General features: G+C 34.6%; 20 protein-coding genes. 15 read left to right on the forward strand and 5 right to left on the reverse strand.

Annotated features, from left to right (window positions below; genetic code table 11):
* Positions 1-370: 370 nt before the first annotated feature.
* The gene (locus ACFVRR_RS01215) at positions 371-1,753 is read right to left on the reverse strand and encodes a sigma-54 interaction domain-containing protein (protein ID WP_097976000.1); all 1,383 of its coding nucleotides are present in this window, start codon (positions 1,751-1,753) and stop codon (positions 371-373) included.
* A gap of 231 nt (positions 1,754-1,984) precedes the next feature.
* Between ACFVRR_RS01215 and ACFVRR_RS01220 the strand changes: the two genes are divergently transcribed.
* The 4 genes from ACFVRR_RS01220 to ACFVRR_RS01235 all read left to right on the forward strand — a co-directional run bounded on the left by ACFVRR_RS01220 (position 1,985) and on the right by ACFVRR_RS01235 (position 6,877).
* Positions 1,985-3,016 (forward strand): aromatic ring-hydroxylating oxygenase subunit alpha, encoded by a 1,032-nt coding sequence (locus ACFVRR_RS01220; protein WP_387323835.1) that lies wholly within the window; start codon positions 1,985-1,987, stop codon positions 3,014-3,016.
* Positions 3,017-3,185: 169 nt separating this feature from the next.
* Entirely contained in the window at positions 3,186-3,377 is a 192-nt protein-coding gene (locus ACFVRR_RS01225; protein ID WP_387323837.1) for a DUF3311 domain-containing protein, read from the forward strand.
* Positions 3,377-4,867, forward strand: a complete 1,491-nt coding sequence (locus ACFVRR_RS01230; RefSeq protein WP_387323839.1) for a sodium:solute symporter family protein — start codon at positions 3,377-3,379, stop codon at positions 4,865-4,867. The genes ACFVRR_RS01225 and ACFVRR_RS01230 overlap by 1 nt, the downstream gene beginning before the upstream one ends.
* Positions 4,868-4,888: 21 nt before the next feature.
* Complete coding sequence (locus ACFVRR_RS01235) at positions 4,889-6,877, forward strand: oxidoreductase (protein ID WP_387323841.1); 1,989 nt, start codon at positions 4,889-4,891, stop codon at positions 6,875-6,877.
* 141 nt (positions 6,878-7,018) lie between these two features.
* On the opposite strand, the gene ACFVRR_RS01240 is transcribed toward ACFVRR_RS01235, so the two are convergent.
* Entirely contained in the window at positions 7,019-7,921 is a 903-nt protein-coding gene (locus ACFVRR_RS01240) for a LysR family transcriptional regulator (protein ID WP_387323843.1), read from the reverse strand.
* Between the two features lie 254 nt (positions 7,922-8,175).
* On the opposite strand from ACFVRR_RS01240, the gene ACFVRR_RS01245 reads away from it, so the two are divergent.
* The gene (locus tag ACFVRR_RS01245; RefSeq protein ID WP_387324898.1) at positions 8,176-11,631 is read left to right on the forward strand and encodes a bifunctional 2',3'-cyclic-nucleotide 2'-phosphodiesterase/3'-nucleotidase; all 3,456 of its coding nucleotides are present in this window, start codon (positions 8,176-8,178) and stop codon (positions 11,629-11,631) included.
* A 68-nt stretch (positions 11,632-11,699) separates the two neighbouring features.
* On the opposite strand, the gene ACFVRR_RS01250 is transcribed toward ACFVRR_RS01245, so the two are convergent.
* Complete coding sequence (locus tag ACFVRR_RS01250; protein WP_387323846.1) at positions 11,700-12,554, reverse strand: polysaccharide deacetylase family protein; 855 nt, start codon at positions 12,552-12,554, stop codon at positions 11,700-11,702.
* Positions 12,555-12,862: 308 nt separating this feature from the next.
* Here ACFVRR_RS01250 and ACFVRR_RS01255 point away from each other — a divergent pair, with 308 nt between their 5' ends.
* From ACFVRR_RS01255 to ACFVRR_RS01300, 10 genes are all read left to right on the forward strand, one after another.
* A complete protein-coding gene (locus tag ACFVRR_RS01255) occupies positions 12,863-13,180 on the forward strand; it encodes a DUF3870 domain-containing protein (RefSeq protein WP_387323848.1) in 318 nt (105 codons plus the stop codon).
* A gap of 148 nt (positions 13,181-13,328) precedes the next feature.
* Positions 13,329-14,414, forward strand: coding sequence for a dipeptide epimerase (locus ACFVRR_RS01260; protein ID WP_387324901.1), 1,086 nt, complete (start codon positions 13,329-13,331; stop codon positions 14,412-14,414).
* A gap of 21 nt (positions 14,415-14,435) precedes the next feature.
* Positions 14,436-15,467, forward strand: a complete 1,032-nt coding sequence (locus tag ACFVRR_RS01265) for a C40 family peptidase (RefSeq protein ID WP_387323850.1) — start codon at positions 14,436-14,438, stop codon at positions 15,465-15,467.
* A gap of 146 nt (positions 15,468-15,613) precedes the next feature.
* Entirely contained in the window at positions 15,614-16,030 is a 417-nt protein-coding gene (locus ACFVRR_RS01270; RefSeq protein WP_387324904.1) for a MerR family transcriptional regulator, read from the forward strand.
* A gap of 15 nt (positions 16,031-16,045) precedes the next feature.
* Positions 16,046-16,735, forward strand: coding sequence for a zinc metallopeptidase (locus ACFVRR_RS01275; RefSeq protein ID WP_387323852.1), 690 nt, complete (start codon positions 16,046-16,048; stop codon positions 16,733-16,735).
* Between the two features lie 214 nt (positions 16,736-16,949).
* Complete coding sequence (locus ACFVRR_RS01280) at positions 16,950-17,519, forward strand: TVP38/TMEM64 family protein (protein WP_387323854.1); 570 nt, start codon at positions 16,950-16,952, stop codon at positions 17,517-17,519.
* 873 nt (positions 17,520-18,392) lie between these two features.
* Positions 18,393-19,730: an NAD(P)-dependent oxidoreductase gene (locus tag ACFVRR_RS01285; RefSeq protein ID WP_387323855.1), complete on the forward strand. Its 1,338-nt coding sequence runs from the start codon at positions 18,393-18,395 to the stop codon at positions 19,728-19,730.
* Positions 19,731-19,746: 16 nt separating this feature from the next.
* Positions 19,747-21,054 (forward strand): NAD-dependent dihydropyrimidine dehydrogenase subunit PreA, encoded by a 1,308-nt coding sequence (gene preA, locus ACFVRR_RS01290; protein WP_387323857.1) that lies wholly within the window; start codon positions 19,747-19,749, stop codon positions 21,052-21,054.
* Positions 21,051-22,451, forward strand: a complete 1,401-nt coding sequence (gene hydA, locus ACFVRR_RS01295; protein WP_387323859.1) for a dihydropyrimidinase — start codon at positions 21,051-21,053, stop codon at positions 22,449-22,451. Before preA ends, hydA begins: the two co-directional genes overlap by 4 nt.
* Positions 22,452-22,472: 21 nt before the next feature.
* Entirely contained in the window at positions 22,473-22,694 is a 222-nt protein-coding gene (locus ACFVRR_RS01300; protein ID WP_097975957.1) for a hypothetical protein, read from the forward strand.
* 257 nt (positions 22,695-22,951) lie between these two features.
* Here ACFVRR_RS01300 and ACFVRR_RS01305 read toward each other — a convergent pair whose 3' ends face one another.
* Together ACFVRR_RS01305 and ACFVRR_RS01310 are read right to left on the reverse strand one after the other, a co-directional pair.
* Positions 22,952-24,418: a CoA-acylating methylmalonate-semialdehyde dehydrogenase gene (locus ACFVRR_RS01305; protein ID WP_387323861.1), complete on the reverse strand. Its 1,467-nt coding sequence runs from the start codon at positions 24,416-24,418 to the stop codon at positions 22,952-22,954.
* Positions 24,419-24,436: 18 nt separating this feature from the next.
* Positions 24,437-25,810 carry an aspartate aminotransferase family protein gene (locus ACFVRR_RS01310; RefSeq protein WP_387323863.1) on the reverse strand — a complete coding sequence of 458 codons (1,374 nt, stop codon included), beginning with the start codon at positions 25,808-25,810 and terminating at the stop codon, positions 24,437-24,439.
* Positions 25,811-25,962: the final 152 nt, after the last annotated feature.

The raw sequence follows: 25,962 nt of genomic DNA on the forward strand, positions 1-25,962 counted from the left end.
ATGAGGAAGTTACTTACAGCATTTAGCATTTTTAGTACCTCATGAACCCTTTATGAGGAAGTTATTTACAGTATTTAGCTTTTTTAGTACCTCATGAACCCTTTATGAGGAAGTAATTTACAGCATTTAGCATTTTTAGTACCTCATGAACCCTTTATGAGGAAGTTACTTACAGCATTTAGCATTTTTAGTACCTCATGAACCCTTTATGAGGAAGTTATTTACAGTATTTAGCTTTTTTAGTACCTCATGAGCCCTTTATGAGGAAGTTAGTTACAGCATTTAGCATTTTTAGTACCTCATGAGCCCTTTAATAAATTCTCATAGATCTCTTCACGCAAAAATACCCGGCTATTAACCGGATATTTTTTTATTTATAAAAGTCCAAATCACTACAATACTTACGAACTAATCTAGCCGCTTTTGACTGGCTGATTTCTAAATCATCTGCTACTTTTCTTGTATTCCTATATTTTGTATAAGAATTTATTACTATGTTTTTCTCAACCTCTTCTAGAGAAGCTAAAAGCGAGCAATCACTTATTACTTCATCGACCGGATTCTCTTTTTTATTTTCTATTAATAAATCAGTCAAGTCTTGCACTTTTATGATGCCATCACTTGTGACGACGAGGCTTTCAAGCATATTTTCTAACTGTCGAATATTCCCAGGCCATGAATAGTTATAAAAAGTATTCAAAGCTTCTTCAGAAATGATCGTGTTCATTTGGTGTTTTCTATTAAACTCGGAAAGAAAATGGTAGGTTAGTGGAATGATATCTTCTTTTCTTTCGCGTAGTGGTGGTATTTTTAAATTAACTACATGTAGGCGATAATATAAGTCTTCTCTAAATTCCTTATTCTGTACCATTTCATATAAGTTTCGATTAGTAGCAGAAAGGATACGGATATTTACTTTTTTTGGTTGTTTGCCTCCAACAGGCATAAATTCAAATTCTTGAATAACTTTTAGAAGCTTCGCTTGAACCTTAGGTGATATATCACCAATCTCATCTAAAAATACCGTTCCCCCGTCTGCAAGCTCTAAAAGTCCTTGTTTGCCACCTTTTGTTGCTCCAGTAAATGCGCCATCTTTGTATCCGAAAAGTTCTGATTCTAGTAGCTCTTCTGGAATCGTTGCACAGTTTAAAGATAAAAAAGGAGCTTTATTTCTGCTGCTTTTCTGATGGATATATTTTGCAATTACTCCTTTTCCTGTGCCGGATTCTCCTTGGATTAATACGGTTGCATCTACTTTAGCAACCTTTTCACAAATCTTAACAATATTACTCATTTCCTTGTTATTCGTAATGATATTATTTTTATAAATTTCAGCTTGAGCAGCTTCATTTATTTCTTGCTCATCGGGTATGTATAAGTCTTTATAGCTTGCATCTTGTGAAGTGGTGATAATCAGCTCAATTTCTTGCTGATCATTTAGTAAAGGAATGGCTGTTGTAATGATTTCCTTTCCAACATAACTTATTTGTTTCATGATGACTGTTTTCTTTTCTTTAAATAAACGTGGGAGAATAAGAGGCTTCCAATATTCTTTTGAAATTAATTCATCGTTTGATTTTCCTACTACATCTTTTAGTTTAATTCCATAATGTCTTTCACATGCTTTGTTAATGTACACGATACGAGCATCTTTATCTAGTACATAAAATTCATTAGGAGAATTGTCTAATATTTTTTGTAGAATCTCATTACTGAACTCAAGTTTTAGCTTGTCGTTTGTTGTATTTGGCAAAACGTAACCCCCTCTAAAAACATTTTGAATCTCGCAAAATAGTAAGTTGAGTTAAAATTGACTGAATTGAGTAAATTATAAGATAATTACCTCGATTTGGAAATAGATAAATAGTGTTATCTCCTCATGTTATAGCGAAAACTAAAATTGGCATAAATCTTGCTTGAGTTAATAAATAAAGGATGGAATTTCGTTTCAAATGAAATCCAAATAAAAGGAGGAATCATTATTATGTCTACAAAGGGAACAGCACAAACTTTACAAACTTCATTACCATATAAAACATATGTCAGCCAAGAGGTATTCGATATAGAAAGAAAAAAGATCTTTAGTAAAAATTGGATCTTTGTAGGTCATACTAGTCAAGTTAAAAACGTCGGTGATTTTTTTACTTTTGAAGTTGCTGGTGAATCTATTCTAGTTACGCATGCTAATGATGGTAAAATACGCGCGTTTTATAATATTTGCCCACATCGTGGTACAAAAGTGGAGCAAAGTGAAACAGGAAATAAAAAAATCCTACAATGTATTTATCATGGTTGGACCTTTAATTTAGATGGGCATGTAAATAGAGCACCAAACTTTAAAAATATTGACCTAGGAGAATATAACTGCTTAAAGTCGGTCCAATTAGAAATTCAGCGCTCTATGATTTTTGTAAACTTGGATCGAAAAGCTAAGGCGTTTTCTGTTGAATTTGAAGATTTAATAAATGAACTAAACCGTTTTTCTTTCCTGGATTCATTACAATTAGTAAAAGAAAACCGTCGTTTGATTAAAGCAAATTGGAAAGCTGTAGTTGATAATTTCTTAGAGTGTGATCATTGTCCAGTTGCGCATCCTTCATTCTCTAAAACATTTGATTTATCGAATTATAGCATTGTTCCTTGTGATAAATTCTCTTACCAGTGTTCAAATGTAAAAAACCAAGATGATAGCTTAACACGTTTCTATTGGATATGGCCAAATATGATGATGAGTGTATTTCCTGGGGGAGGAAATATGACGACAACACAACTAATTCCTATCGATGCCAACCAAACACTAGCAGTCTATCGCTATTTCTTTATTAATGAAGAAATTTCGAAAGAAGAAGAGGAAATGATTAAATTTGTTGATCAAGTCCGGGAAGAGGATTTTGATCTAGTAGAATTATTGCAAACAGGTTTACATTCTAAAGCATTTGAAAATGGTATATATTCTCCAACTGAGAACGCAATGCAACACTTCCATGAAATGATTAAAGAAGCGATCGACTTATAATCTAGTTAATGGAGAATGGTAAAAAATGCCGATGATTTAATAAGCTAAGTATTTGAATTCATAATTAGATAGTACATACTTAGCTTTTCTTTTTTATTTTCTGTTATGAAAACGCTTAAATATTAATTTTTCCTATTAATCTAGAAGTACAAAATAAGGAGGGAATCAAATGAAAAAATTACTATATGGATTAAGTGCGATACCAGCAATTGGGTCACTCACAGTTATTAATAAGGTTGAGCCATTTGTTCTTGGAATGCCATTTGTTTTATTTTGGACGATATTATGGGTTTTTCTTACAGCTATATTTTTATTAATAGTCAATAAACTTGATCCCGCTAATAAAGGAGGCGATCAATAATGAATTCAGCTTTAATAGTAATTCTTGGCTTTTTAGCTTTATCAATATGGTTAGGCTTACAAGCACGTAAGGGTAAAGAGATGACTTTTGAGCAGTGGTCAATTGGTGGACGAGGTTTTGGTTCACTTTTTGTTTTTCTATTGCTAGCAGGAGAAATGTTTACGACATTTACTTTTATGGGGGCATCGGGAAGTGCCTACTCTTTTGGTATGCCGGCAGTTTATGCATTTAATGCCTTCTACTTTATTATCGCTTATTGGCTGTTACCTCCTGTTTGGAAGTATGCAAAAGAAAATAATGTTGTATCACAGGCTGATTTTTATACGAAAAAGTATAATAGTTCAGCACTTGGGATTCTAGTTTCAGTTATTAGCATCATTTCAATTATTCCGTATTTAACGATGCAGTTAAAAGGGTTAGGGATTATTGTTTCTGAGGCTTCTTATGGGAAAATCCCTCAGAGTATTGCTATTACGATTGCTGTGGTCACGATAGCCATTTATGTAACAGTTTCCGGTATTCATGGTTCAGCTTGGACGGCTGTGATTAAGGACTTTCTAATTTTATTTGTTGTGATCTTCTTAGGAATCTATTTTCCTGTACATTATTATGGTGGTTTTCAGCCGATGTTTGAGGCAATCCAAACTGCTAAACCCGACTTATTGATATTTCCAGAGAAAGGTTTAAGTGTTTCTTGGTTTATTACAACTAGTATCATGTTAGCACTTTCCTTCTATATGTTTCCTCATATGCTTATGGGAGTTTTTTCTTCAAAGAGTGCAAAAGCTCTTCGCCTTAATGCTGCATTTATGCCAATCTATCAAATTATTATTGTCTTTTCTTTATTTGTTGGATTTGCTGCTATTTTAAAAGCTCCTACTTTAAAAGGAGGAGAAGTGGATTTAGCTTTATTTAAACTTGCAAAGATATCATTTGATCCTTGGTTTGTAGGAATCATTGGTGCCTCGGGCGCTTTGGCTGCACTTATACCAAGTTCATTAGTTTTAACATCTGCAACTACAATCTTAACTAAGAATGTATATAAGGTTATGAAACCTAATACAACAGATGATCAGCTTATAAAATTAACCCGACTTCTAGTTCCAATCATTGCACTAGTGACACTTTATTTTACTTTAAATGGTGGCGATACAATTATGACACTGTATATTATGGCGTATAGCTTTATGGCACAATTGTTCCCAGCATTGTATTTTAGTCTTTGGAAAAAGAATCCAGTTACAGTTCAAGGAGCGTCTGCTGGAATTATCATTGGTGTTGCAGCCGTTACTTATTCCACAACAACTGGTACAACGTTAGCAACTCGGTTTCCATCGTTTCCTCATGTCATCCAAGATATTGATGTTGGTTTAGTTGTAATGGTTATTAATTTTACTGTAACGCTAGTAGTAAGTAGAGTTACAAGAAAACCTAAAATGATAGTTGAAAAGAACGATCGGATGATTACGAACTTCCGAGAAAATGTATAGGAGAAAGGAAGTGGTTCAATTATGACAGACTTTAAACACCTATTTTCAAAAGTGACGATTGGAAATACTGAACTGAAAAATAGAATTCTATCAACAGCACATCAAACGAATTATGTAGCAAATGGCATTCCTACTCCTGAAATGACTGCCTATCATGTTGCACGTGCGAAGGGTGGGGCTGGACTTATTATTCTTGAAGCAGCTGCAGTTCACACATCAGGTATGCTTACTTCACATACGATCGCAGGATTTGATGAAAAAGTAGTACCAGCTTATGCAGAAATTGCAAAACAACTACATCAATATGGCACGAAAGTTTTTAGTCAATTATTTCACGGAGGTAGAGAAGTCGTATCAAGCGATTATCGTAATGCTGCTTGGGCACCGTCTTCTGAACCAAGTTTTCGATTTGGAATCATGCCGAGGCCGATGAACATTGATGAAATTAAAGACGTCATTGAGGGATATGCATCTTCAGCTTTATTAGCTAAAAAAGCTGGTCTTGACGGAGTAGAAGTTTGTTGCTCCCATGGTTATTTACCAGCTCAATTTTGGTCTAGCCATACGAACCATCGCACAGATGAATACGGTGGTACTTTTGAGAACCGAATGCGTTTTATAGTAGAAATAGTACAACGAATTTGGGAAAAAGTGGGTCAAGATTTTACCGTAGGAATTCGAATGAGTGCAGATGAAATGACAATGGATGGCACGAATGTAACAGATGCTGTGCAAATCGTCGAGCATTTAGTTGAAAACGTTAGAGTAGATTTTATAAATGTAACATCTGGTGACTCAAGTACATATGCAGGTTCGACTCATATCGTTCCACCTTCTCCAATTAAACATTCCTATAATGCGCCACATTCATTTAAAATTCGGATGGCAGGTGCAGTTCCGGTTTTTGTTGGCTCGCGGATCATAGACCCTATGGAAGCAGATCGAATCGTTGGTTCAGGAAAAGCGGATGTTGTTGGTATGACTCGAGCTTTAATCGTTGATCCTGAATTACCGAATAAAGCAATGAGAGGGGACCTACATTCAATTGATGCATGTTTAGGATGTATTCAAGCTTGTATAGGTCACTATTCTAAAGGCCTTCCAATTGGATGTGTTCAAAATCCGATGGCTGGTAAAGAGAAAGAATTATTACCGCTCGTTCAAAGTGTAAAAGTAAAACAAAAAGTACTTGTCATTGGTGCAGGTCCAGCTGGATTACATGCTGCTTTAACTGCTGATGGTGAAGGACATGAAGTAATATTAGTTGAAAAAAGTGATGAGATTGGCGGATTGCTAAGAAAAATGAGAAAGGCTCCTATGCGACATGAAGTAGCTGAAACGATGTTAGATAATTATACAAGAAAGCTATCAAAAAGTAAGATAGACGTCCAGCTTGGAAAAAAAATTACCCTTGAGAAAATAGAAGAGATAAAACCAGATGTCATTATTTGTGCAGTAGGATCTAGACCATACTTTCCACATGTAGAGGGCATCGATGATCCGAGAATCATAACAGTTGATGACCTTTTCGGCAAAAACTCTAACCAGGTTGGAAAGCGGGTATTAGTATTTGATTTAATTGGCGATTGGCCAGGAATAGAGGCAGCCATACATTTGAAGGAGAAAAAACACGATGTTTCCTTGTTTTCCGCAAAGGTTCACATTGGAAAAGAATTACATTCGTATCTAGTAAATGAATATCTAAAAAGACTCTATCAATTAAAGGTGGATGTACGACCGCATTTTGATTTTGGTGGTATTCATAGTAATCAAGTCATATTGAGAAATCTTTTTACTCATGAGACTGAATTGATTAACGACTGGGATACAATTGTACTTGCAATGGGACGAGTACCTAATTTTGAGCTTTATGAACAAGTGAAAGGTATGGCACCAGTTGTACGACAAATCGGGGATTGTTTAGCACCTCGTACAATTGAAGAAGCTACTTATGAAGGGTTAACATCTGCTCTTGAAATAGGAATGGTTTCTTCCGAAGTTCATGTATAACTGACTTAGATTAAAAAGGAACCTAATCAAAAGGATTAGGTTCTTTTTAGATTGACATCTTGCTAATTTCTTCCCTATGAAGCAGTCATGAGGAAGTAAACTTCTTAATCAAGCAATAGTCATTTCCTATTTAACAGTCTGTTAACGATTGCACCTACGTTCAAATTCATTTTTTAATTCATTTATATAGATTTTATCTGCTTCTGAAAGAGGAAGATTTTCATTTCGAACACATCCAACATAAAAAGGACGATGAAAAGGATTAATCAGTTCGATTGCAATAGCTTCCCCAGATTGAATGAGAGGTTCATTTTGTACAACAAAGTCAGTGCCAATTGTTATCGCAATATTTTCATTGACGGCACTTCTAATGCTATCGATATTATTTGTCTTAAACAATATTTCTGTTTTGTTTTTTAAGAATTCATCATAATACCATTTCAAATATTGCTCATCATGAACTACAAATGTTTCATTTTTTAGATCGTCTATAGTTAACTGTTTACATTCAGCAAGTATATGATTTTTGCTTACACAAACATTTATTTTAACTTCTTGAAAGATATCAAAGACCATTTCTTTATTCTTTTTTATTAATTCATCATAAATCCAAATTAAACCAAAACGTAATTTTTTTTCTTTTACATCACTCAAAATTTCTAATGAATTTTTTCCGTGAACCCTAATCTTTGATTTTTGATTTTCGGCTTTAATTAGTTTAATTAAATTTACGATATAATGCATTAGTCCAGGTACAGAAGCAATTGTAATCTCCTTTTGTATTTTATTATTGTTTATTGCTAACTGTTTCAATTTTTCAGCATGTGCTAACACATTTAGGGATTTTTCAATTAATTTCTCTCCCTCGGGTGTTGTAATCGTACCTTGTCGTAAACGAGTGAAAATTTTAAATCCGAATTCTTCTTCTAAATTATTTATAGCTTGGGAGATTGCCGAAACAGAAATATGTAAGTTCTTCGCTGACATTGATAGAGATTTAGTTTTGGAAACATCAACTATATATGCTAAATGGTCTAAATTCATTTTTTGCTCCTTAAGTAATCGTTAACTTAGTTTAAGTATAATTAAATATATTTTAACCTATTTTAATTTTATAATAATTTTTGGGGATATTTTTTAATGAAATCCTAATAAAGTATATAAGGGGAATATAAATGGGGAGAAAGAATTACACAAATTCGAAAGCGTTATCATTTACTTTAGCTTTATCTTTATTAAGTATGTCAGTAGTGAGCACGCCAGCGTATGCTACACCAAAAGAGGCTGAGCCTGTAAATATGCTTGCATCTAAGAAAAAAGATGAGAAAGATTTAGTAAATTTCCGAATTATGGAAACAACAGATATCCATACAAATTTATTAAACTATGATTACTACAAAGATGCAGCATATGAAAAAGTTGGATTAGCTAAGACTGCTACTTTAGTAAAGGAAGCTCGAAAAGAAGTTCAAAATAATGTTTTAGTCGATAATGGAGATTTAATTCAAGGTACTCCACTTGGAACTTATGAAGCTAAAATTGACCCATTAAAAAAAGGTGAAGTTCATCCTGTATTTAAAGCAATGAACATAATGGGATATGATATTGCAACTTTAGGTAATCATGAATTTAACTATGGATTAGACTTTTTAAACGAAGCATATAATGACGCTGATTTTCCGTACATAAATGCAAACGTTTACGTAGATGATCACGATCAAAATCCTGCTAATGATCAGAACAAATTTAATCCTTATAAAATTATTAAGAAAAAAGTGATTGATGAACAAGGCAAAAAACAAGAAATTAAAATCGGTTTTATTGGGTTTGTACCACCTCAAATTAGTGAGTGGGACAAGGCAAACCTTGATGGAAAAGTTATCACTAAAAATATAGTAGAAACAGCTAAAAAATTCATTCCTGAAATGAGAAAAGATGGTGCAGACGTAATTGTTGCAATGACTCATTCAGGATTTAATGCGAATAAAGAAAATACAGAAGACGTTATTTATTCTTTAAGTGAAGTACCTGGTATTGATGCAATTACGTTTTCTCATACACATAAGGTATTTCCAGCAAAATCAGAGGCTACTCTTGATGCATTATTTTTAGGGGCAAATAAAAAGCCATTACCGGGTGTAGATAATTCGAAAGGAACAATTAATGGCGTACCTGCTGTTCAAGCGGGATACGGTGGTGGTTCATTAGGATTAATTGACCTAACACTTAAAAAAGAAAAAGGAAAATGGTCAGTAGTAAATTCTCAGTCATCAACTAGAGAAATATGGGCTGATGTAAAGGATCCTGCTACAGGTAAAACAAAAACAGAAAGTACAGTAGCTCCAGATCAAGAAATCGTCAATGCTGTTAAACCAAATCATGATGCAACAGTTAAATATGTAAATACACCAATAGGAACAACTAGTGATGATATTCATAGTTATTTTTCATTAATACAAGATGATCCATCGATTCAAGTTGTTACAAATGCACAAAAATGGTTTGTAGAAAAATATATTGCTGAAAAGAAACCATATAAAGAATTACCAATTTTATCAGTAGGAGCCCCATTCAAAGCTGGCCGTAATGGTGTAGCTGAATATACTGAGATTAAAAAAGGCGATCTTACGATAAGAAGTGCAGGCGATCTTTATCTTTATGATAATACGTTAAAAGCAATTAAAGTAAAAGGTTCTGTTGTGAAAGAATGGATTGAAATGACGGCAGGTAAATATAATCAAATTGATCCAAATAAAACAGAAGAACAAGCATTACTAAATCCTGCTTTCCCTGTTTATAACTTTGATGTAATTGATGGTGTTAACTACCAAATTGATGTAACAAAACCAGCAAAGTATGATATAAACGGAAATCTAGTTAATAGTAATTCAAGCCGAGTAATTAACTTAACTTATAATGGACAACCAATTGATCTAAATCAAGAATTCATCGTTGTAACAAATAACTATCGTGCTGGTGGCGGTGGTAATTTCCCAGGTGTTAAAGGTAGCGAACTTGTAGTAGATTCTGCTGATGAAAATCGTCAAATCTTAATGGATTACATTTCTGAATCGAAAACAATCACACCAACGGCAGATTATAACTGGTCGATTGCACCAATTAGCGGAAATGTAAATGTAACGTTTACGACTTCACCAAGAGCGGAAGAATTTATAAAGCCGAATAGTAATATTGCATTTACAAATAAAACGGATCTTGCAGGATTTGGAATTTTTAAATTAGATTTAGGTACAAAAGAAAATATTAAAGTTCAATTATTAGGCTTAAATGATCTTCATGGCCAGCTTGATACTGATACAAAAGTTACTGTTAATGGCCAAGAATTATTAACTGGAAGTATGGAATACACAGCTGCTGCAATGAAACAACATGAAGCAACTAATCCTAATACTTTACTAGTTCACGCTGGTGACATGATTGGTGGAAGCCCACTGATTTCTGCGTTATTCCAAGATGAACCAACAGTTGAAGTGATGGAAGCAATGGGCTTTGATGTTGGAACAGTTGGTAATCACGAGTTTGATGAAGGTATTGCTGAATTAAAGCGTATGATGAATGGTGGAGAACATCCTAAAGGTACAAAAGGGTATGACGGTATGAACTTTCCAGTGATTGCTGCCAATGCATATGATTCCGCAACAGGAGAATTAATTACTCAACCATACACAATTAAAGAAGTGGGCGGTAAAAGGATTGGTTTCATCGGAGTAGTAACACAAGAAACTCCTAATATGATTGTTCGAAAAGGAAATGAAACGCTTGAAATTCGTGATGAAGTTGAAGCAATTAACCATTATACGGATATTCTAAAAAAACAAGGGATTAAAGCAATCGTAGTATTAGCACATAACCCTACTCTTCAAACAGGTAAAGCGGATTTATATGATGCAACTGATATTGCTGAAAAAGTTGATGATGAAGTAGATGTTATTTTTGCTGCTCATAATCATGTATTTAATGATAAAGTAGTTGATAATAAATTAATCGTACAAGCTTATTCATATGGTTCTGCATTTTCTGATGTAGATTTAGAGTTAGATGCAGTAACAGGTGATATTGTTAAGAAGGAAGCAGAAGTAGTAACAGTTTATCAAAAAGACTATACACCAGACCCGACAGTTTCTGCGATCATGAAAAAATATGAAGATTTAATTATGCCAATTAAAGCTGAGATTGTTGGTGACTCAATGCAAACTTTACCAAAAGGATATCCATCTTCTAATACTTATGGTGATTCTGCACTAGGTAACTTAATTGCAGATGGAATGAAAGCATCAATGAATGCTGACTTCGCAATGATGAACGGTGGAGGAGTTCGATCACAACTTGACGCTGGTCAAGTTACATTTGGTGATTTATTTGCAATTCAGCCATTTGGAAATGTATTAAATAAAGTAATGCTTAGCGGTCAAGACATTGAAACAGTATTAAATAATCAAATTACCGATAAGGGATTAGATTTCCATATCGCTGGATTTAAATATACGTGGGATTCATCGACTAAAAAAGTAGTAGACATCCTTTTACCAAATGGTAGTAAAATTGATCCGAACAAAGAATATTCAGTTGTAGTGAACAACTATATGTACGGTAATGTAAAATATGGTATTGGAGAACGTTCTACTGATTTAGAAGTAGGACCAGAAGATCTTAAAGCGACTGTAGATTATGTTAAATCACTTCCAAGACCTTTCAATTATGAAGTAGAAGGAAGAATTAAAAAAGTAAATTAACACATTAAAAACGATGATTTAAATAAGGTAACAAAAAAATCTCATTCTGACTATAGAATGAGATTTTTTTATTTAGATTCAATCCACTTGTTAACTTTTTCCCAATTATCATAAGTTAGTAGTATTCGTTTCACAAAAAAAGTAGGATCATTAGGTCTATTCAGTCCATAACGTAAACTGAATATCATTTTATATCCATCATTAATTAAAGTCTGGTCTGTTTGGGGTGTACCATATCCATATGGATAAGCAAAATAATGTGGCTGTTCTCCAAAATGCTGTTTATAGGTTTTTGTAGCTAGTCGTAAATCCTTTTGAAATGCTTTAATGTTTTTAGTGTCTATGAAAGGTGGTTGGCCATTCTTATTGTAATAATGTAGATTGTATGTGTGAGTTCCATAAGTAGCTAATCCAGATTTTTGCATTTCATTGATTTGCTTCCAATTAGCTAGATTGATCCCATTGTAGTCATTGTTTCCTACTTGTCCCATAATGAGAAAAATGGTAAATGGAATTCGATTCTTTTTTAAAATAGGGTAAGCATTACGATAAACAGATTGATCAACATCATCGAATGTTAAAAGAACGCATTTTTGCTTAGTGGTAAGGTGAATTTTGCTCCTCATATATTCATCTAGAAACCTTGGTGTAATGAATTTTACGTGATTTCTTTTTAAAACGTCTATTTGTTTTTCAAAGTCACTTTTATAAATATTATAAGTTGTAAACTCAGGGTCTTTCGTTAGGAAGCGAATAAATTTATCACGATCTGGGCTAATTAGATGGTAATTTAAGACGACACATCCTTGCCCGACTAAATCTTTTTGGTTTTCTAATTTGGTAGAATGATGGATCATTCTAAATTTGTATGTAAAATAAATGATGAATCCTGCTATTAAGAAAACCAATATCAATTTTTTCAAAATGTACTCCTTATTTTAAATAATGGTATATTTAATGTACCATTTAAGACTTTAGACTAATAATAGTGTTCTTACATATAGTTGGTTAACCTTTATGTTTTATTCACTTTTTTAGTAAAAAAGTATGAGAATTCATATAGTTCACATTTCCTGAATATCTCTTTCATAAAACTGAATATTCATAATATATTGTCAAAAGTAGTTTCGTATATTAATATAAACTGTAAGCGAATACATATGCCGTTGCCAATTCTTTCCTCACCGGTTGGAGTTATGCACGGAATACCTGTTTTGCGGGAGGACATAAATTGTACAGTAAAGATACGATCTATCTTATTGGAGATGCAAAGACTTCATCTAATAATCCGATTATGCAGAAGTATAATGCTTTTTTTATTGGATTGGTAGTCGATCGGACAAGTCACTTGATTGTTGATGCCGATTGTTCAGCTACAATTTCATTAACTTCATCCTTTGTGCAGCATCTATTTGTTGGAAAATCAATGTTAGACGTGGATGGGGTAATACAAGAAATTAATACGCGTTATTTTGGTTCTTCTCAGAAAGCTCTGGCAGTAGCCTTTAAAAATGCACATATAAAATACACGCAAATAATTGAATCTTAAACGCTGCTTTATCTATTTTCGTAGATGAAATCCAGCTATTAGCAGGGGGCATCCCTTTCTAATAGCTGGATTTTTTATTTAATACAAGATTTTAAATCAGGAAGTTTACTAGGAACTCAATTTAATCTAATAGGAAAGGACAAAAATGATGGATATTCAATCGATAAAAGTGCAAACAGAAGTGTTCCCTTTAAAAAAGCCATTTAAAACAGCTCTTAGGACAGCAACCGAAATAGAAAACATTATTGTATATGTCCAGCTAGAGGATGGGATTGTTGGAGTAGGGGCTGCAGCACCTACATTGGCTATTACTGGAGAATCAAAGGAAAGTATTGAAGCAATTTTAAAGACGGTACTTACACCTCTATTATTAGGGAGAGATATTTGCAATATTAATGAACTCTCTCTATTGATTGAACGCTCTTGTGTGGCTAATACAAGTGCGAAGGCAGCGATGGAAATTGCACTGTATGATGCATTATGCCAACATCTTAATCTGCCACTCTATCAATATCTTGGAGGACGGACAAATCTATTAAAAAACGATATGACCGTTAGTGTAGGAACAGTAGATGAAATGTGTCATGATGCGATGCAAATAATCAAGGATGGCTTTTCTATTTTGAAAATCAAAGTCGGAAAAGACTGGACGAGGGATATTGAACGAATTATGGCAATCCGTGAAAAAGTCGGTAAAGATGTCACAATCCGAGTTGATGCCAACCAAGGATGGACTCCAAGACAAGCCGTTTTGATTATCCGAGAATTAGAACAGCTAAATTCTAAAATCGAGTTAATTGAGCAACCCGTACATGCAGGTGACATTGAGGGACTAAAATTTGTTAAGCAAAACGTCAATACACCAATCATGGCCGATGAAAGTCTTTTTTCTCCGCAAGACGCTTTACGCCTAATTAAAGAGGGTGCAGTTGATCTTCTAAATATTAAGTTAATGAAGACAGGGGGAATTAGAAGAGCAATACAAATTGCAGATATTGCTGAAAGAGCGAATATTCCTTGCATGATTGGAAGTATGATGGAAACTTCTGTCTCAGTACTTGCGGCAGCCCATATTGCTACCGCCCATCCAAATATTCAAAAAATCGATTTGGATGCGCCACTTTGGTTAAAGAATCAAGATTTTGATGGAATCGAGTTTATTGGGGATGAAGTTCAATTATCATCCTTACCTGGTTTAGGGCTACACCGAAGATTATCTAAAAGTCTTCGTTAAAATAGGGAGAGGAGTTCTACGATGAAAAAGACAAAAAATTTATTATTGAGTTTATGTGTTGCAGGTACATTACTTTCTACGATGACAAGCCAGTCTTTAGCAACGACAAATGAAGAACTTACTCCAGGGGAGACAGCTTACGTTGATGTGTCTGTTTCAACCCAGTGGACAACAAATGGACGATTCCAAGTTAGAGATATTGATGCGCCATCTTTAAGCAATCCAGTTGATCCGCGTCAATGGTCAGCCAATATGGAAGATACGGAAGTTCGTCGTTGGTTAACAAGTTATCTTGAAACACAAGCAGTATACGGTACAAAAGTAACCATCATAGAAGAATCAGGAGACTGGGTGAAGGTTGCTGTAGAAGGACAACCTACTCCACGTAATACTTTGGGCTATCCTGGTTGGATGCCAAAAAGACAATTAACAACGGATGATCGATTAGAGAATTATAAGGATACACCGTTTATTATGGTATCAAGTCAAACAGCTTGGTTGTATGATGGAAAAGCATTAAATCATAAGTTTATGGAGATTAGTTTTAATACGCGATTACCGGTAATTAAAGACTTTGGAGATGTTGTAATGGTAGCAACACCAGATGATGGAAATAAATTTATTAAAAAAGAAGATGTGGCAGTCTATCAAAACGAAAATCAGTTTCCTAAAGCAACACCTGAGAATTTAATTAATACGGCGAAGAAGTTCCTTGGTTTACGCTACTTATGGGCTGGTGTATCAGGATTTGGTTTTGATTGTTCAGGATTTACATATAGCTTATTTAAGTCATATGGTATAACAATTCCAAGAGACTCGGGACCTCAATCTAAGAGCGGTATAGAAGTTAAAAAAGATGAGATTCAACCTGGCGATCTACTATTCTTTGCAAGTAAAAACGGAACAGGATCAGTACATCACGTTGCAATGTATATCGGTGATGGTTTAATGATTCAGGCTCCTAATGCTGCTAGAAGTGTTGAAATCATTCCTTTAAACACTCCTGGCTATATCGAAGAATTTTCTGGTGCTCGTCGTTATTGGCAAGAATAATAGTTGAAAAACCATGAACAGTAATACTTGTTCATGGTTTTATTTATTTTTTTAATGAAATGTTGACAACTTTATGAACAACATAACGTTTTACTGTACGTTTTTATCGAATTTACATATAATACATATAGAAGGAGTGTGAAAACATTGGGATTGTCTATAAAATTGGAGAACTAGCAAAAGAAGTAGGGGTGTCTAAGCGTACAATTGATTATTATACAAACCTAGGATTGCTTGAACCGGAACGTTCGGAATCTGGGCATCGTTTTTATAACGAGGATTCTTTAGAGACTTTAAAATTTATTGAGCAATGTAAATCCATGCACTTACCACTCCAAGAAATAAAAGAGATTTTAGATAAGAAAAAAACTTTGGTAGAGGACCAGAGTATCTTACCGTTAACTGAAGAAGTAACGATTCATATGAGTCAGCTTAAGACAGAGTTGTCACAATTAAAATATTTACTAGAAGATTTAACAGAAGAACAAAAACTAAATATTATCCGTCAATTAACGTCACAAACATCAGAATTAATTCAGACGTTATTGTCATTTATTCTTTAAAAGGAGAGAATGTAAATGTTTTTTCACCCTATGGATTTCCTTATTTTTATTGCCTTCGGATTATCGATTTGGGCTCAATTTAAAGTGAAATCTAGTTTTAATCACTGGGCTGAAGTGCCAGCATCAGGAGGATTAACCGGAGCTGAAGTAGCAAGACATATATTAAACAATAATAATTTACCTAACGTACCGGTGGAAGTCGTATCTGGGCGTTTATCAGATCATTATGATCCTATGGCAAGAACAGTTCGTTTATCAGAAGAAGTATACTATGGAAGATCGATTGCATCAGTGTCAGTCGCTGCACACGAAGTAGGTCATGCGATACAGCATGATACTTCATATGGTTTTTTAACACTTCGTCATCGAATTTTTCCAATTGTTAACATTGCATCAGGTGCAGCACCGTTATTACTACTAGCAGGATTTTTACTTCAAGCATATTCTCTAATTGGAGTAGGGATCTTACTATTTTCAGTAGCAGTAACATTTCAACTGATTACTTTACCAGTTGAGTATAATGCTAGTTCTCGAGCAAAAAAATTAATGTTAGCAAGTGGTATAATCCATGAAACTGACAGAAAAGGTGTAAATAAAGTATTAGGAGCTGCTGCTCTTACGTATTTAGCGGCAACCTTAATTTCAGTTTTAGAATTAGTAAAATATCTATTTATCTTCTTCCAAGGACAAACTGAAGAAGAATAAAAAATAATCAAAAAGATGATTTCGAGTAGCATTCGAAGTCATCTTTTTTTGTTCTAAAAATTAAATTTAAATTGGTTAGTATGTTTATAATTTCAATGTCTAAAATAGTAAATAGGTTTTAATTTATGGAAGATTTATGTATTTTTGGAACCTTAGCTTTTTTATCATACTAAATGTTGTACAATTAAGTGGTTAAAAAAAATGGGGGAAAATTATGACACTTTCTGCAATTGAACATTTTTTAAATACATACAAAGACTATGCTGCGATACTTAGTATTTTAATTAATGTTCTAATTAGTATTGTTGGTATTATACCGGCTTGGTTTTTGACAGCAATCAATATTAAACTATTCGGTTTTGCCGATGGATTTCTAGTCTCTTTCATAGGTGAATTAGTTGGTACATTCGTATCTTTTATTTTATATAGAAAGGGTTTACAAAAAAGATTTATTAGTAATTCAACTAAATTTAAAGGATTAAATAGGCTATTAAGCTTAGAAGGAAAAGAAGCATTTTACGGTGTGTTATTTCTGCGTTTTATTCCTTTTATACCATCTAGTTTGATTACATTGTTTGCTGCCTTTGGAAAAATCACATGGTCAAGTTTCATGTTAGCTAGTTTGATTGGTAAGCTACCCGTCATATTATTTGAATCGTATTCTGTTAATCAAGTTTTAGAGTTCACATTGTTCGGTAAAGTCATTTTAGGACTGTTAATCATCGTCTTGCTGATCTATTTTTATAGAAAACGATTTAATGTTTTTGTGAAGAATAAATTTTAAGAATAAATTAAAAAGCTCAAACCTAATATAAGGGTTTGAGCTTTTCACGCAGTTGAAAAACAACCTTGTCAATTAAATTACCAAATTTTCGTAAAAGGAGTATAGTGATGTTGATTTCCACTACAGGATGCTCGCTTTCCATAGGGCGAGACCTGAGCCTCCTCGGCAAGAGCCTGCGGGGTCTCAGCCTTCCCGCTTATCCCATAGGAGTCGAGCATCCCTCCATTCCAATCAACTTATTCATCAAAAAAAGTCTACCATAAATACATAATCAAATAGCCTTTACTTAGCGTAATCTAACAGTTGTTTATTAATCAGTTTGTAGGTCAATTAAGATCGAACATTAATTAAGCTAAAACTAATCAATTGAATTTGTTTTTCTAAAAAATAGCTCATAATATTTTTAACTTCTGAAAAAACAATTACTAGTGTTATTAGAACCATAAAATTGCTCAAACATATTAACATTTAAAACCATTAAAAGATTAGTCAAAAAATGATAATTTCATCATTAATAAATGTTCATTTAAAGGCCGTTTTCCCTATCGACCATTTTATATTTCAACACTTTGAAAGCTCAAACCTAATATAAGGGTTTGAGCTTTGATTTTTTCTAAAACAATTAAATCAAAAGCATTAATACTCATTAATTAAACACTGACAACCCTTAACATAAACATGTCTAAATTAATTTATTTAATCATATATTGGAATACCTCAATTTTAGTAAAAGCTTTACCTTTTTAAGGAAGAAACTAATTGTTCTTACTTGAAAACGGCTTTATTTAAGGCACTACTGATGTATATGGAATTGAATCGTATAATCTGCTTTCTTAAAAAGTAACTTTGTAGCCTAATAGGAGGGTGTTGTTAGTGAATAGAGTTTCGTTAGAGAATTTATCGAAGAACTTTGAAGAAGTACATCCTGGGTTATCGGAACGAGAAGCATTTGAAGAAGCACATCGATGTCTTTATTGCTATGATGCCCCATGTATTAAAGCATGTCCAACTGGGATTGATATTCCAACGTTTATAAAGAAAATTGGTTCAGGCAATTTAAAGGGATCAGCTAAAACAATTATGTCATCTAATCCTGTTGGCGCAAGCTGTGCTAGAGTTTGTCCTACAGAAGAACTATGCGAAGGTGCATGTGTACTAAAATCTTCTACAAAACCGATCATGATTGGCAATTTACAACGGTATGCAACTGATTGGGCGATAAAAAATGATCAAGTATTATTTAAGGCTGGAAAAAAGAATGGAATAACTGTTGCGATCGTTGGAAGTGGTCCTTCTGGTTTAGCAGCTGCTCGTGAGCTTGCCCTATTAGGCTACGAAGTAACGATTTTTGAAGCGGAAAATTATGCTGGAGGATTAAATCGTTATGGAATCGTTTCTTTCAGGTTACCAAAGAGTATATCCAGCTGGGAAGTTCAACAAATTGAAAACTTGGATGTGAAAATTCTTACGAATACTAGAGTCGGTTCGGATATTTCTTCAGGTGAATTATTAGCAAACTATGACATGGTCGTTCTGGCTATAGGGATGGGGAAAGTTCCAATGCTAGATATTGAGGGAGAGGATTTGGACGGAGTATACGATGCGATTGATTTTGTAAAAGAGACAAAATCCGGGGAGCTATCAAATCGTTTTATAGGCAAAAACATTGCTGTAATAGGTGCGGGAAATACTGCAATTGATGCTGCGACATGTTCTGTTCGTTTAGGAGCGGGCAATGTCAAAATTTTATATCGTAGGACCCAATCAGAAATGAGTGCTTATCAGTTTGAATATGATTTTGCTAAGCAAGATGGGGTGGAATTCCGATGGCTAACATTACCTATACGAATAATTGGTGAAAATGGAAAAGTAATTGCACTTGAGTGTGTTCTATTGGAATTAGGTGATGTTGGAAAAGACGGTCGCCGCAGACCTGTGCTTATTCCTGCTTCCAATTTCACGATACCGGTAGATGGAGTCATAAAAGCGATCGGGCAAACTCGCTATACAGAGTTAATTGAACAATTTGATTTAGAACACAGAGATGGAGTTGTAAAAATTAACCAAGAATCATTTCAGACGTCTAATCCTAAAGTATTTGCGTGTGGTGATGTCATTTTTGGAAAAGGGCAAGGAGAAGCAATGGTAGTGACTGCTGCACAACAAGGAAAAGAAGTAGCTTATGCGATTCATAAACAGTTAAACACTTAAAAGGAGGTTTTCTTTCATGGCAGATCTACGAATCAATCTTGCGGGCATACAGTCACCTAACCCATTTTGGCTTGCTTCTGCTCCTCCAACAAATTCGGGTTATCAAGTCCAACGTGCGTTTGAAGCTGGTTGGGGTGGGGCAGTATGGAAAACGTTAGGAGAACCAATTATTAATACCTCCTCACGATTTGCTGCAATTAACTTTAACGGACAAAGAGTTGCAGGATTTAATAATATTGAATTGATTTCCGATCGACCTCTTGAAGTAAATTTAAAAGAAATTTATGAAACGAAAAAAAGATTTCCTGACCGAGCGATTATCGCATCCCTTATGGTTGAACCGCAACAATATAAATGGCACGAAATCGTGAAAAGAGTAGAGGATGTTGGAGTTGATGGTTTAGAACTGAACTTTGGTTGCCCTCATGGCATGGCAGAAAGAGGAATGGGGTCAGCATCTGGTCAAGTTCCTGAATTAGTTGAGCAACAAACTTTTTGGGTAAAAGAAGTTGCGAAAACACCTGTCATTGTAAAACTAACGCCAAACATTACTGATATTACTGTAACGGCTGAAGCGGCAGTTCGAGGTGGAGCTGACGCAGTCAGTATGATTAATACAATTAATAGTTTAATGGGAGTAGATTTAGATTCTTGGAATACGGTTCCTCATGTTGCCGGTAAGGGAGCTCATGGTGGTTATTGTGGACCTGCAGTAAAACCTATTGCATTAAATATGGTAGCAGAATGTGCACGGAATCCACGGATATCAGTTCCAATTTCCGGGATTGGTGGTATTTCAAATTGGCAAAATGCAGTAGAGTTTTTATTAATGGGAGCGACAGGCGTTCAAATTTGTACAGCAGCAATGCATCATGGTTTCCGTATTGTTGAAGACATGATTGATGGTTTAAATAATTATTTAGATGAAAAAGGTCTTTCTTCGGTAACCGAGTTAGTAGGGAAAGCAGTTCATAAATATTCAGATTGGGGAAATTTAGATTTAAATTATCAAGTGGTTGCTAGGATTGATACCGAGGAATGCATTAACTGTAATAAATGCCATATTGCTTGTGAGGATACATCTCACCAATGTATAGATATGTCAGTAGATGAAAATGGAAAGTCATATTTAAAGGTTCGGGAGGAAGACTGCGTAGGATGTAATTTATGCAAAATCGTCTGTCCAGTAGATGATGCAATTAACATGGTAGAGATTCCAAATAAACAGCCTTCGATGACTTGGAATGATCGCCAACAAGCTTTAAAGCTATTAGCACGATCTAATCAATATTCAATTTTAAAGGGGGGAAGGAAAAGAAAATGAAGAAAATCATCCGAAATGGAACGATCGTTACTGCAACGGATACTTACAAGGCTGATATTTTAATAGAAGAAAATAAAATTTCTGCAATTGGGCTAAATTTAGAATGTACGGACGCTGAATTGATTGATGCTTCAGGTCATTATATTTTTCCAGGTGGTGTAGATCCGCATACGCATTTAGATATGCCGTTTGGTGGAACAGTCACAAAAGATGATTTTGAATCAGGAACGATTGCCGCTGCCTTTGGTGGGACAACAACCATTATTGATTTTTGTTTAACGAATAAAGGAGAGCCACTCCAAAAAGCCATTGAAACATGGCATGAAAAATCGAAAAATAAAGCAGTGATTGATTATAGTTTTCATCTTATGATTGGCGAAATAAATGATGAGGTACTACAAGAGTTACCTAGAGTAATAGAAAAAGAGGGAATTACATCATTTAAAGTATTTATGGCTTATAAAAATGTATTTCAAGCTGATGATGCGACATTGTACCGTACGCTATTAGCAGCAAAAGAATATGGGGCGTTAGTCATGGTGCATGCGGAAAATGGAGATGTTGTCGATTATTTAATCAATCAAGCTTTAGCTGAAGGAAAAGTAGAACCTATTTACCATGCATTGACACGTCCTCCAGAAGTAGAGGGTGAAGCGACAGGAAGAGCGGCTACATTAACTGGACTTGCAAATTCGCAATTGTATGTTGTTCATGTTACTTGTGCAGAGGCTGTTGAAAAAATAACTGAAGCCCGAAATAATGGAATTGATATATGGGGTGAAACTTGCCCACAATACTTAGTGCTTGATCAATCTATGCTAGAAAAGCCTGAATTTGAAGGTGCAAAATACGTTTGGTCTCCACCACTTCGTGAAAAATGGAACCAAGATGTGTTATGGAATGCATTAAAAAATGGAAATCTTCAAACTTTAGGCTCCGATCAATGTTCTTTTGACTTCAAAGGTCAAAAGGATCTAGGCCGAGACGATTTTTCAAAAATTCCAAACGGAGGACCAATGATTGAAGATCGCGTAAGTATTTTGTTCTCTGAAGGCGTTAAAAAAGGCAGAATATCATTGAACCAATTCGTTGACATTGCCTCTACAAGAAGTGCAAAACTATTTGGATTGTACCCCGAAAAAGGAACAATCGCAGTTGGATCAGATGCAGATTTGGTAATTTTTGATCCGAATAGTAAACGAACAATCTCCTCCGAGACTCACCATATGGCGGTCGACTATAACGCATTCGAAGGAATGGAAGTAACGGGAGAGCCAGTGAGTGTCCTAGTTCGTGGAGAGTTTGTCATAAAAGAGAAGCAATTTGTTGGTAATGCAGGTAGTGGACAGTACTTAAAGAGAAAGAAGTATGGTGAAACTAGTTTAATAGAAGATTAGTAAGAAGGGAATGAGTAGCTAATGTCAACATATAAGGAGTTTTTAATTGAGAGAAATCAAATAGATTCCCTTATAAAAAAAGGCTACAAGATTAAAAATGTTAGAGAAACGCTAGACGGTGCTTATGTTGACTTTGAAAATCAAGATGAAGAGGAGCAGTTTATCACTCTTCATATAATGAATGCTGATACACGGAAGTATTTTGGATCGTTGATTATTCAGCAGTTTGGGATTCATTTGTGAGAATTAGTGAATCGTTAATAGCAATAAAAATTAACCGAATCACAAATAATATTGGTAAAATCGCAATTAACCTTTAAGTTAAGTGTTCTAAAAGGTTGAATTATTTAAAAAATAGATGAATTTTACTCGAAATAAACCAATAATGAATGAAAAATCGCATCTAATCCGTAACTACACGCGGGATATGCGATTTTTTCTATTTAAAAAGGCTTTCCCATTAGTCAATTACCTTAACTAATAGAAAAGCCCAATTATATTTATTCAAATCTACTCGTTATCATTTTTTTCCTAGTATAGAACTCGACACCGTCTGCACCATTTGCATGTAAGTCACCATAGAAAGAGTTTTTCCAACCAGAGAATGGGAAGAAAGCCATTGGTGCTGGTACGCCGATATTTACTCCAAGCATTCCTACTTCAATGTTTTCTCTGAAATATCGAATACTTGATGCACTATCAGTGAAAATGCATGCTCCATTTCCGAAGTCTGATTTGTTTGTTAGTTCAATCGCTTCCTCTAATGATTCAACTCTAACGATCGAAAGCACTGGTGCAAAAATTTCTTCTTTCCAAATTTTCATTGATGGGTTTACATTATCAAAGATTGTTGGTCCAATGAAATAACCTTTTTCTTTTCGAATTAAATCATTTCGTCCATCACGTAATAAGGTTGCACCTTCTTGAATTCCACATTCAATATATTTTTCCGTTCTTTCGCGATGTTCTTTGCGTATGACTGGACCTAGGAATACATCATCATCTAGTCCATTTCCAATTGTAATGTTATTCGCTTCTGTTTTTAATTTTTCGATTAAAGGATCGGCAATATCGCCAACTGCTACGACTACTGAGCATGCCATACAACGTTCACCAGCTGAACCGTATGCTGCTGTAATGATTTGCTTGACCGATTCATCTAAGTTTGCATCCTGTAAAACGATACTATGATTTTTAGCACCAGCTAATGCTTGAACGCGCTTACCATTTGCAGATGCCGTTTTATAAACATATTCCGCCACAGGCTGAGAGCCTACAAATGAAATGGCAGGAACATCTTTGTTTTGAAGTAACTCATTTACAATTTCATGTGCTCCATGAACAATATTGAATACACCCTTTGGAAGACCTGCTTCGCTAAAGAGTTCTGCTAAACGATTTGCAAGAAGTGGAGTACGTTCTGAAGGCTTTAAGATAAACGTGTTTCCACATGCTATCGCTAGTGGGAACATCCAGCAAGGTACCATCATTGGGAAATTAAAAGGCGTTATTCCCCCAACAACACCAACAGGGTATCGATACATCGCCGATTCAATATTTGTTGCAATATCAGGTAATTGTTTACCCATCATTAACGTTGGCGCACCGGCAGCAAATTCTACGCATTCAATTCCACGTTGAACTTCTCCGTATGCCTCATTAAAGCTTTTACCATTCTCAATCGTTATTAAATTAGCAAGTTCATCCCAATGTTTAATTAGCAATTGTTGATATGAAAATAGTATTCTTGCTCTTTTAGGTACAGGAGTTTTACTCCATGTTATAAAAGCTTTTTTAGCTGATTTTACGGCAGTTTCTAAATCTGATTTAGTTGAGAGAGGTACAAATGCTAATATTTCTTCAGTAGCAGGATTTGGTACTGGAATAGTCTTGGCATTTGGTGAAGCTTCAATCCATTCACCATTAATAAAATTCTTTAAAACCTTTATATTAGTTTGTGTAGACAAGAACATCACCCCGTACGATTATAGTTTTGAGAATGCTTTGTTTAAAGTATTAACGATAAAATCAAGCTCTTCATCAGTAGTTGTAAATGGAGGAGAGAGTGTAAGGATATTATTATAGCCTGGAACCGTATCTCCGTTACGACCGATTATTAATCCTTGTGCTTTACATTCAGTAATTATTTTTAACACCAACTCTGGACTAGCAGGTTTTTTACTTTTTTTATCTTCAACAAGCTCAATTCCTGCAATAAAACCAAAACTTCGGATGTCTCCAACATTTTTATAAGCTAGTAAACTATCTAATTTTTTACGGAACTCTTCACCTAAATAGGCAGCACGCTCTATTAAATTTTCTCTTTCAATAATTTCTAGGTTTTTAAGTGCAACTGCGCATGAAGCTGGATTTCCTCCGAATGTGTTCACATGACGAAAATGATTATCTGTCCCTGGTTGTTTAAATACTTCATATAGATCGCTACTTACAGCAGTTGCTGAAAGAGGAGAATAGGCACTTGTCATTCCTTTAGCCATTGTGACGATATCTGGTTTTATACCGAAGTTCTGATGTCCAAACTGTTTTCCAGAGCGGCCAAAACCACATATGACTTCATCAACAATTAACAAAATACCAAATTTATCACAAATTTTACGAACTTTTGTTAAGTATTCGGCAGGGGGGACAATAACACCTCCACCTGTAATAACTGGCTCCATTATAATCCCTGCAATCGTTTCTGCGCCCTCGAAATTAATGACATCTTCAATTGCTTGTGCACATTGGATGCCACAATCACCATACGTTTTACCAAAAGGACATCGATAACAATAAGGTGGTGCAACATGCTGGAAACCAGAAGAAAGAGGTTCATATTTAACTTTACGATTTGCTTGACCAGTAGCACTTAACGCACCCATCGAATTACCATGATATGCACGGTATCTTGATATAAATTTATATCGCAGGGGTTCACCGTTTTGTTGATGATATTGTCTAGCAATCTTAAAAGCTACTTCATTTGCATCAGATCCAGAGTTAGAATAAAAAATACGATAATCTCCACCAAGCCATTCATTTAACTTTTCGGCTAATAGGATGGATGGAACATTGCCTTGAGACATTGGAACATAGGGAATAGCTTGCATTTGATCAGAAGCAGCTTTGCCGATTTCCTCACGACCGTACCCTACATTCACACACCATAATCCCGACATACCGTCTAAATAATTTTTACCATCAACGTCAGTAACAGTACTGTTTTTTCCGGAAACTAAAACCATCGGATTAGGATTGTGAGGCGACATATGATGCCAAACATATTTTTGGTCTAAATCAAGGAGCTCTTCCTTAGATAGCGAGGTAGATTCGGTTACTTTTACAGTTTTATCATTCATGATTTTGTCACCAACTTTCAGTATTCTAGTTTAATTGAAAAGTTCACTTTATTAATTAATATTACTGAACAGGCCATATTATCCTATTACGATTAGACAAATTGTTAGATTTCATAATCAATTGATTTTTCGTGATGGCATATAATTGAAAT

Origin of the sequence: Gottfriedia sp. NPDC057948 (genome assembly GCF_042887255.1) — a bacterium.
GTDB lineage: Bacteria > Bacillota > Bacilli > Bacillales > Bacillaceae_G > Gottfriedia.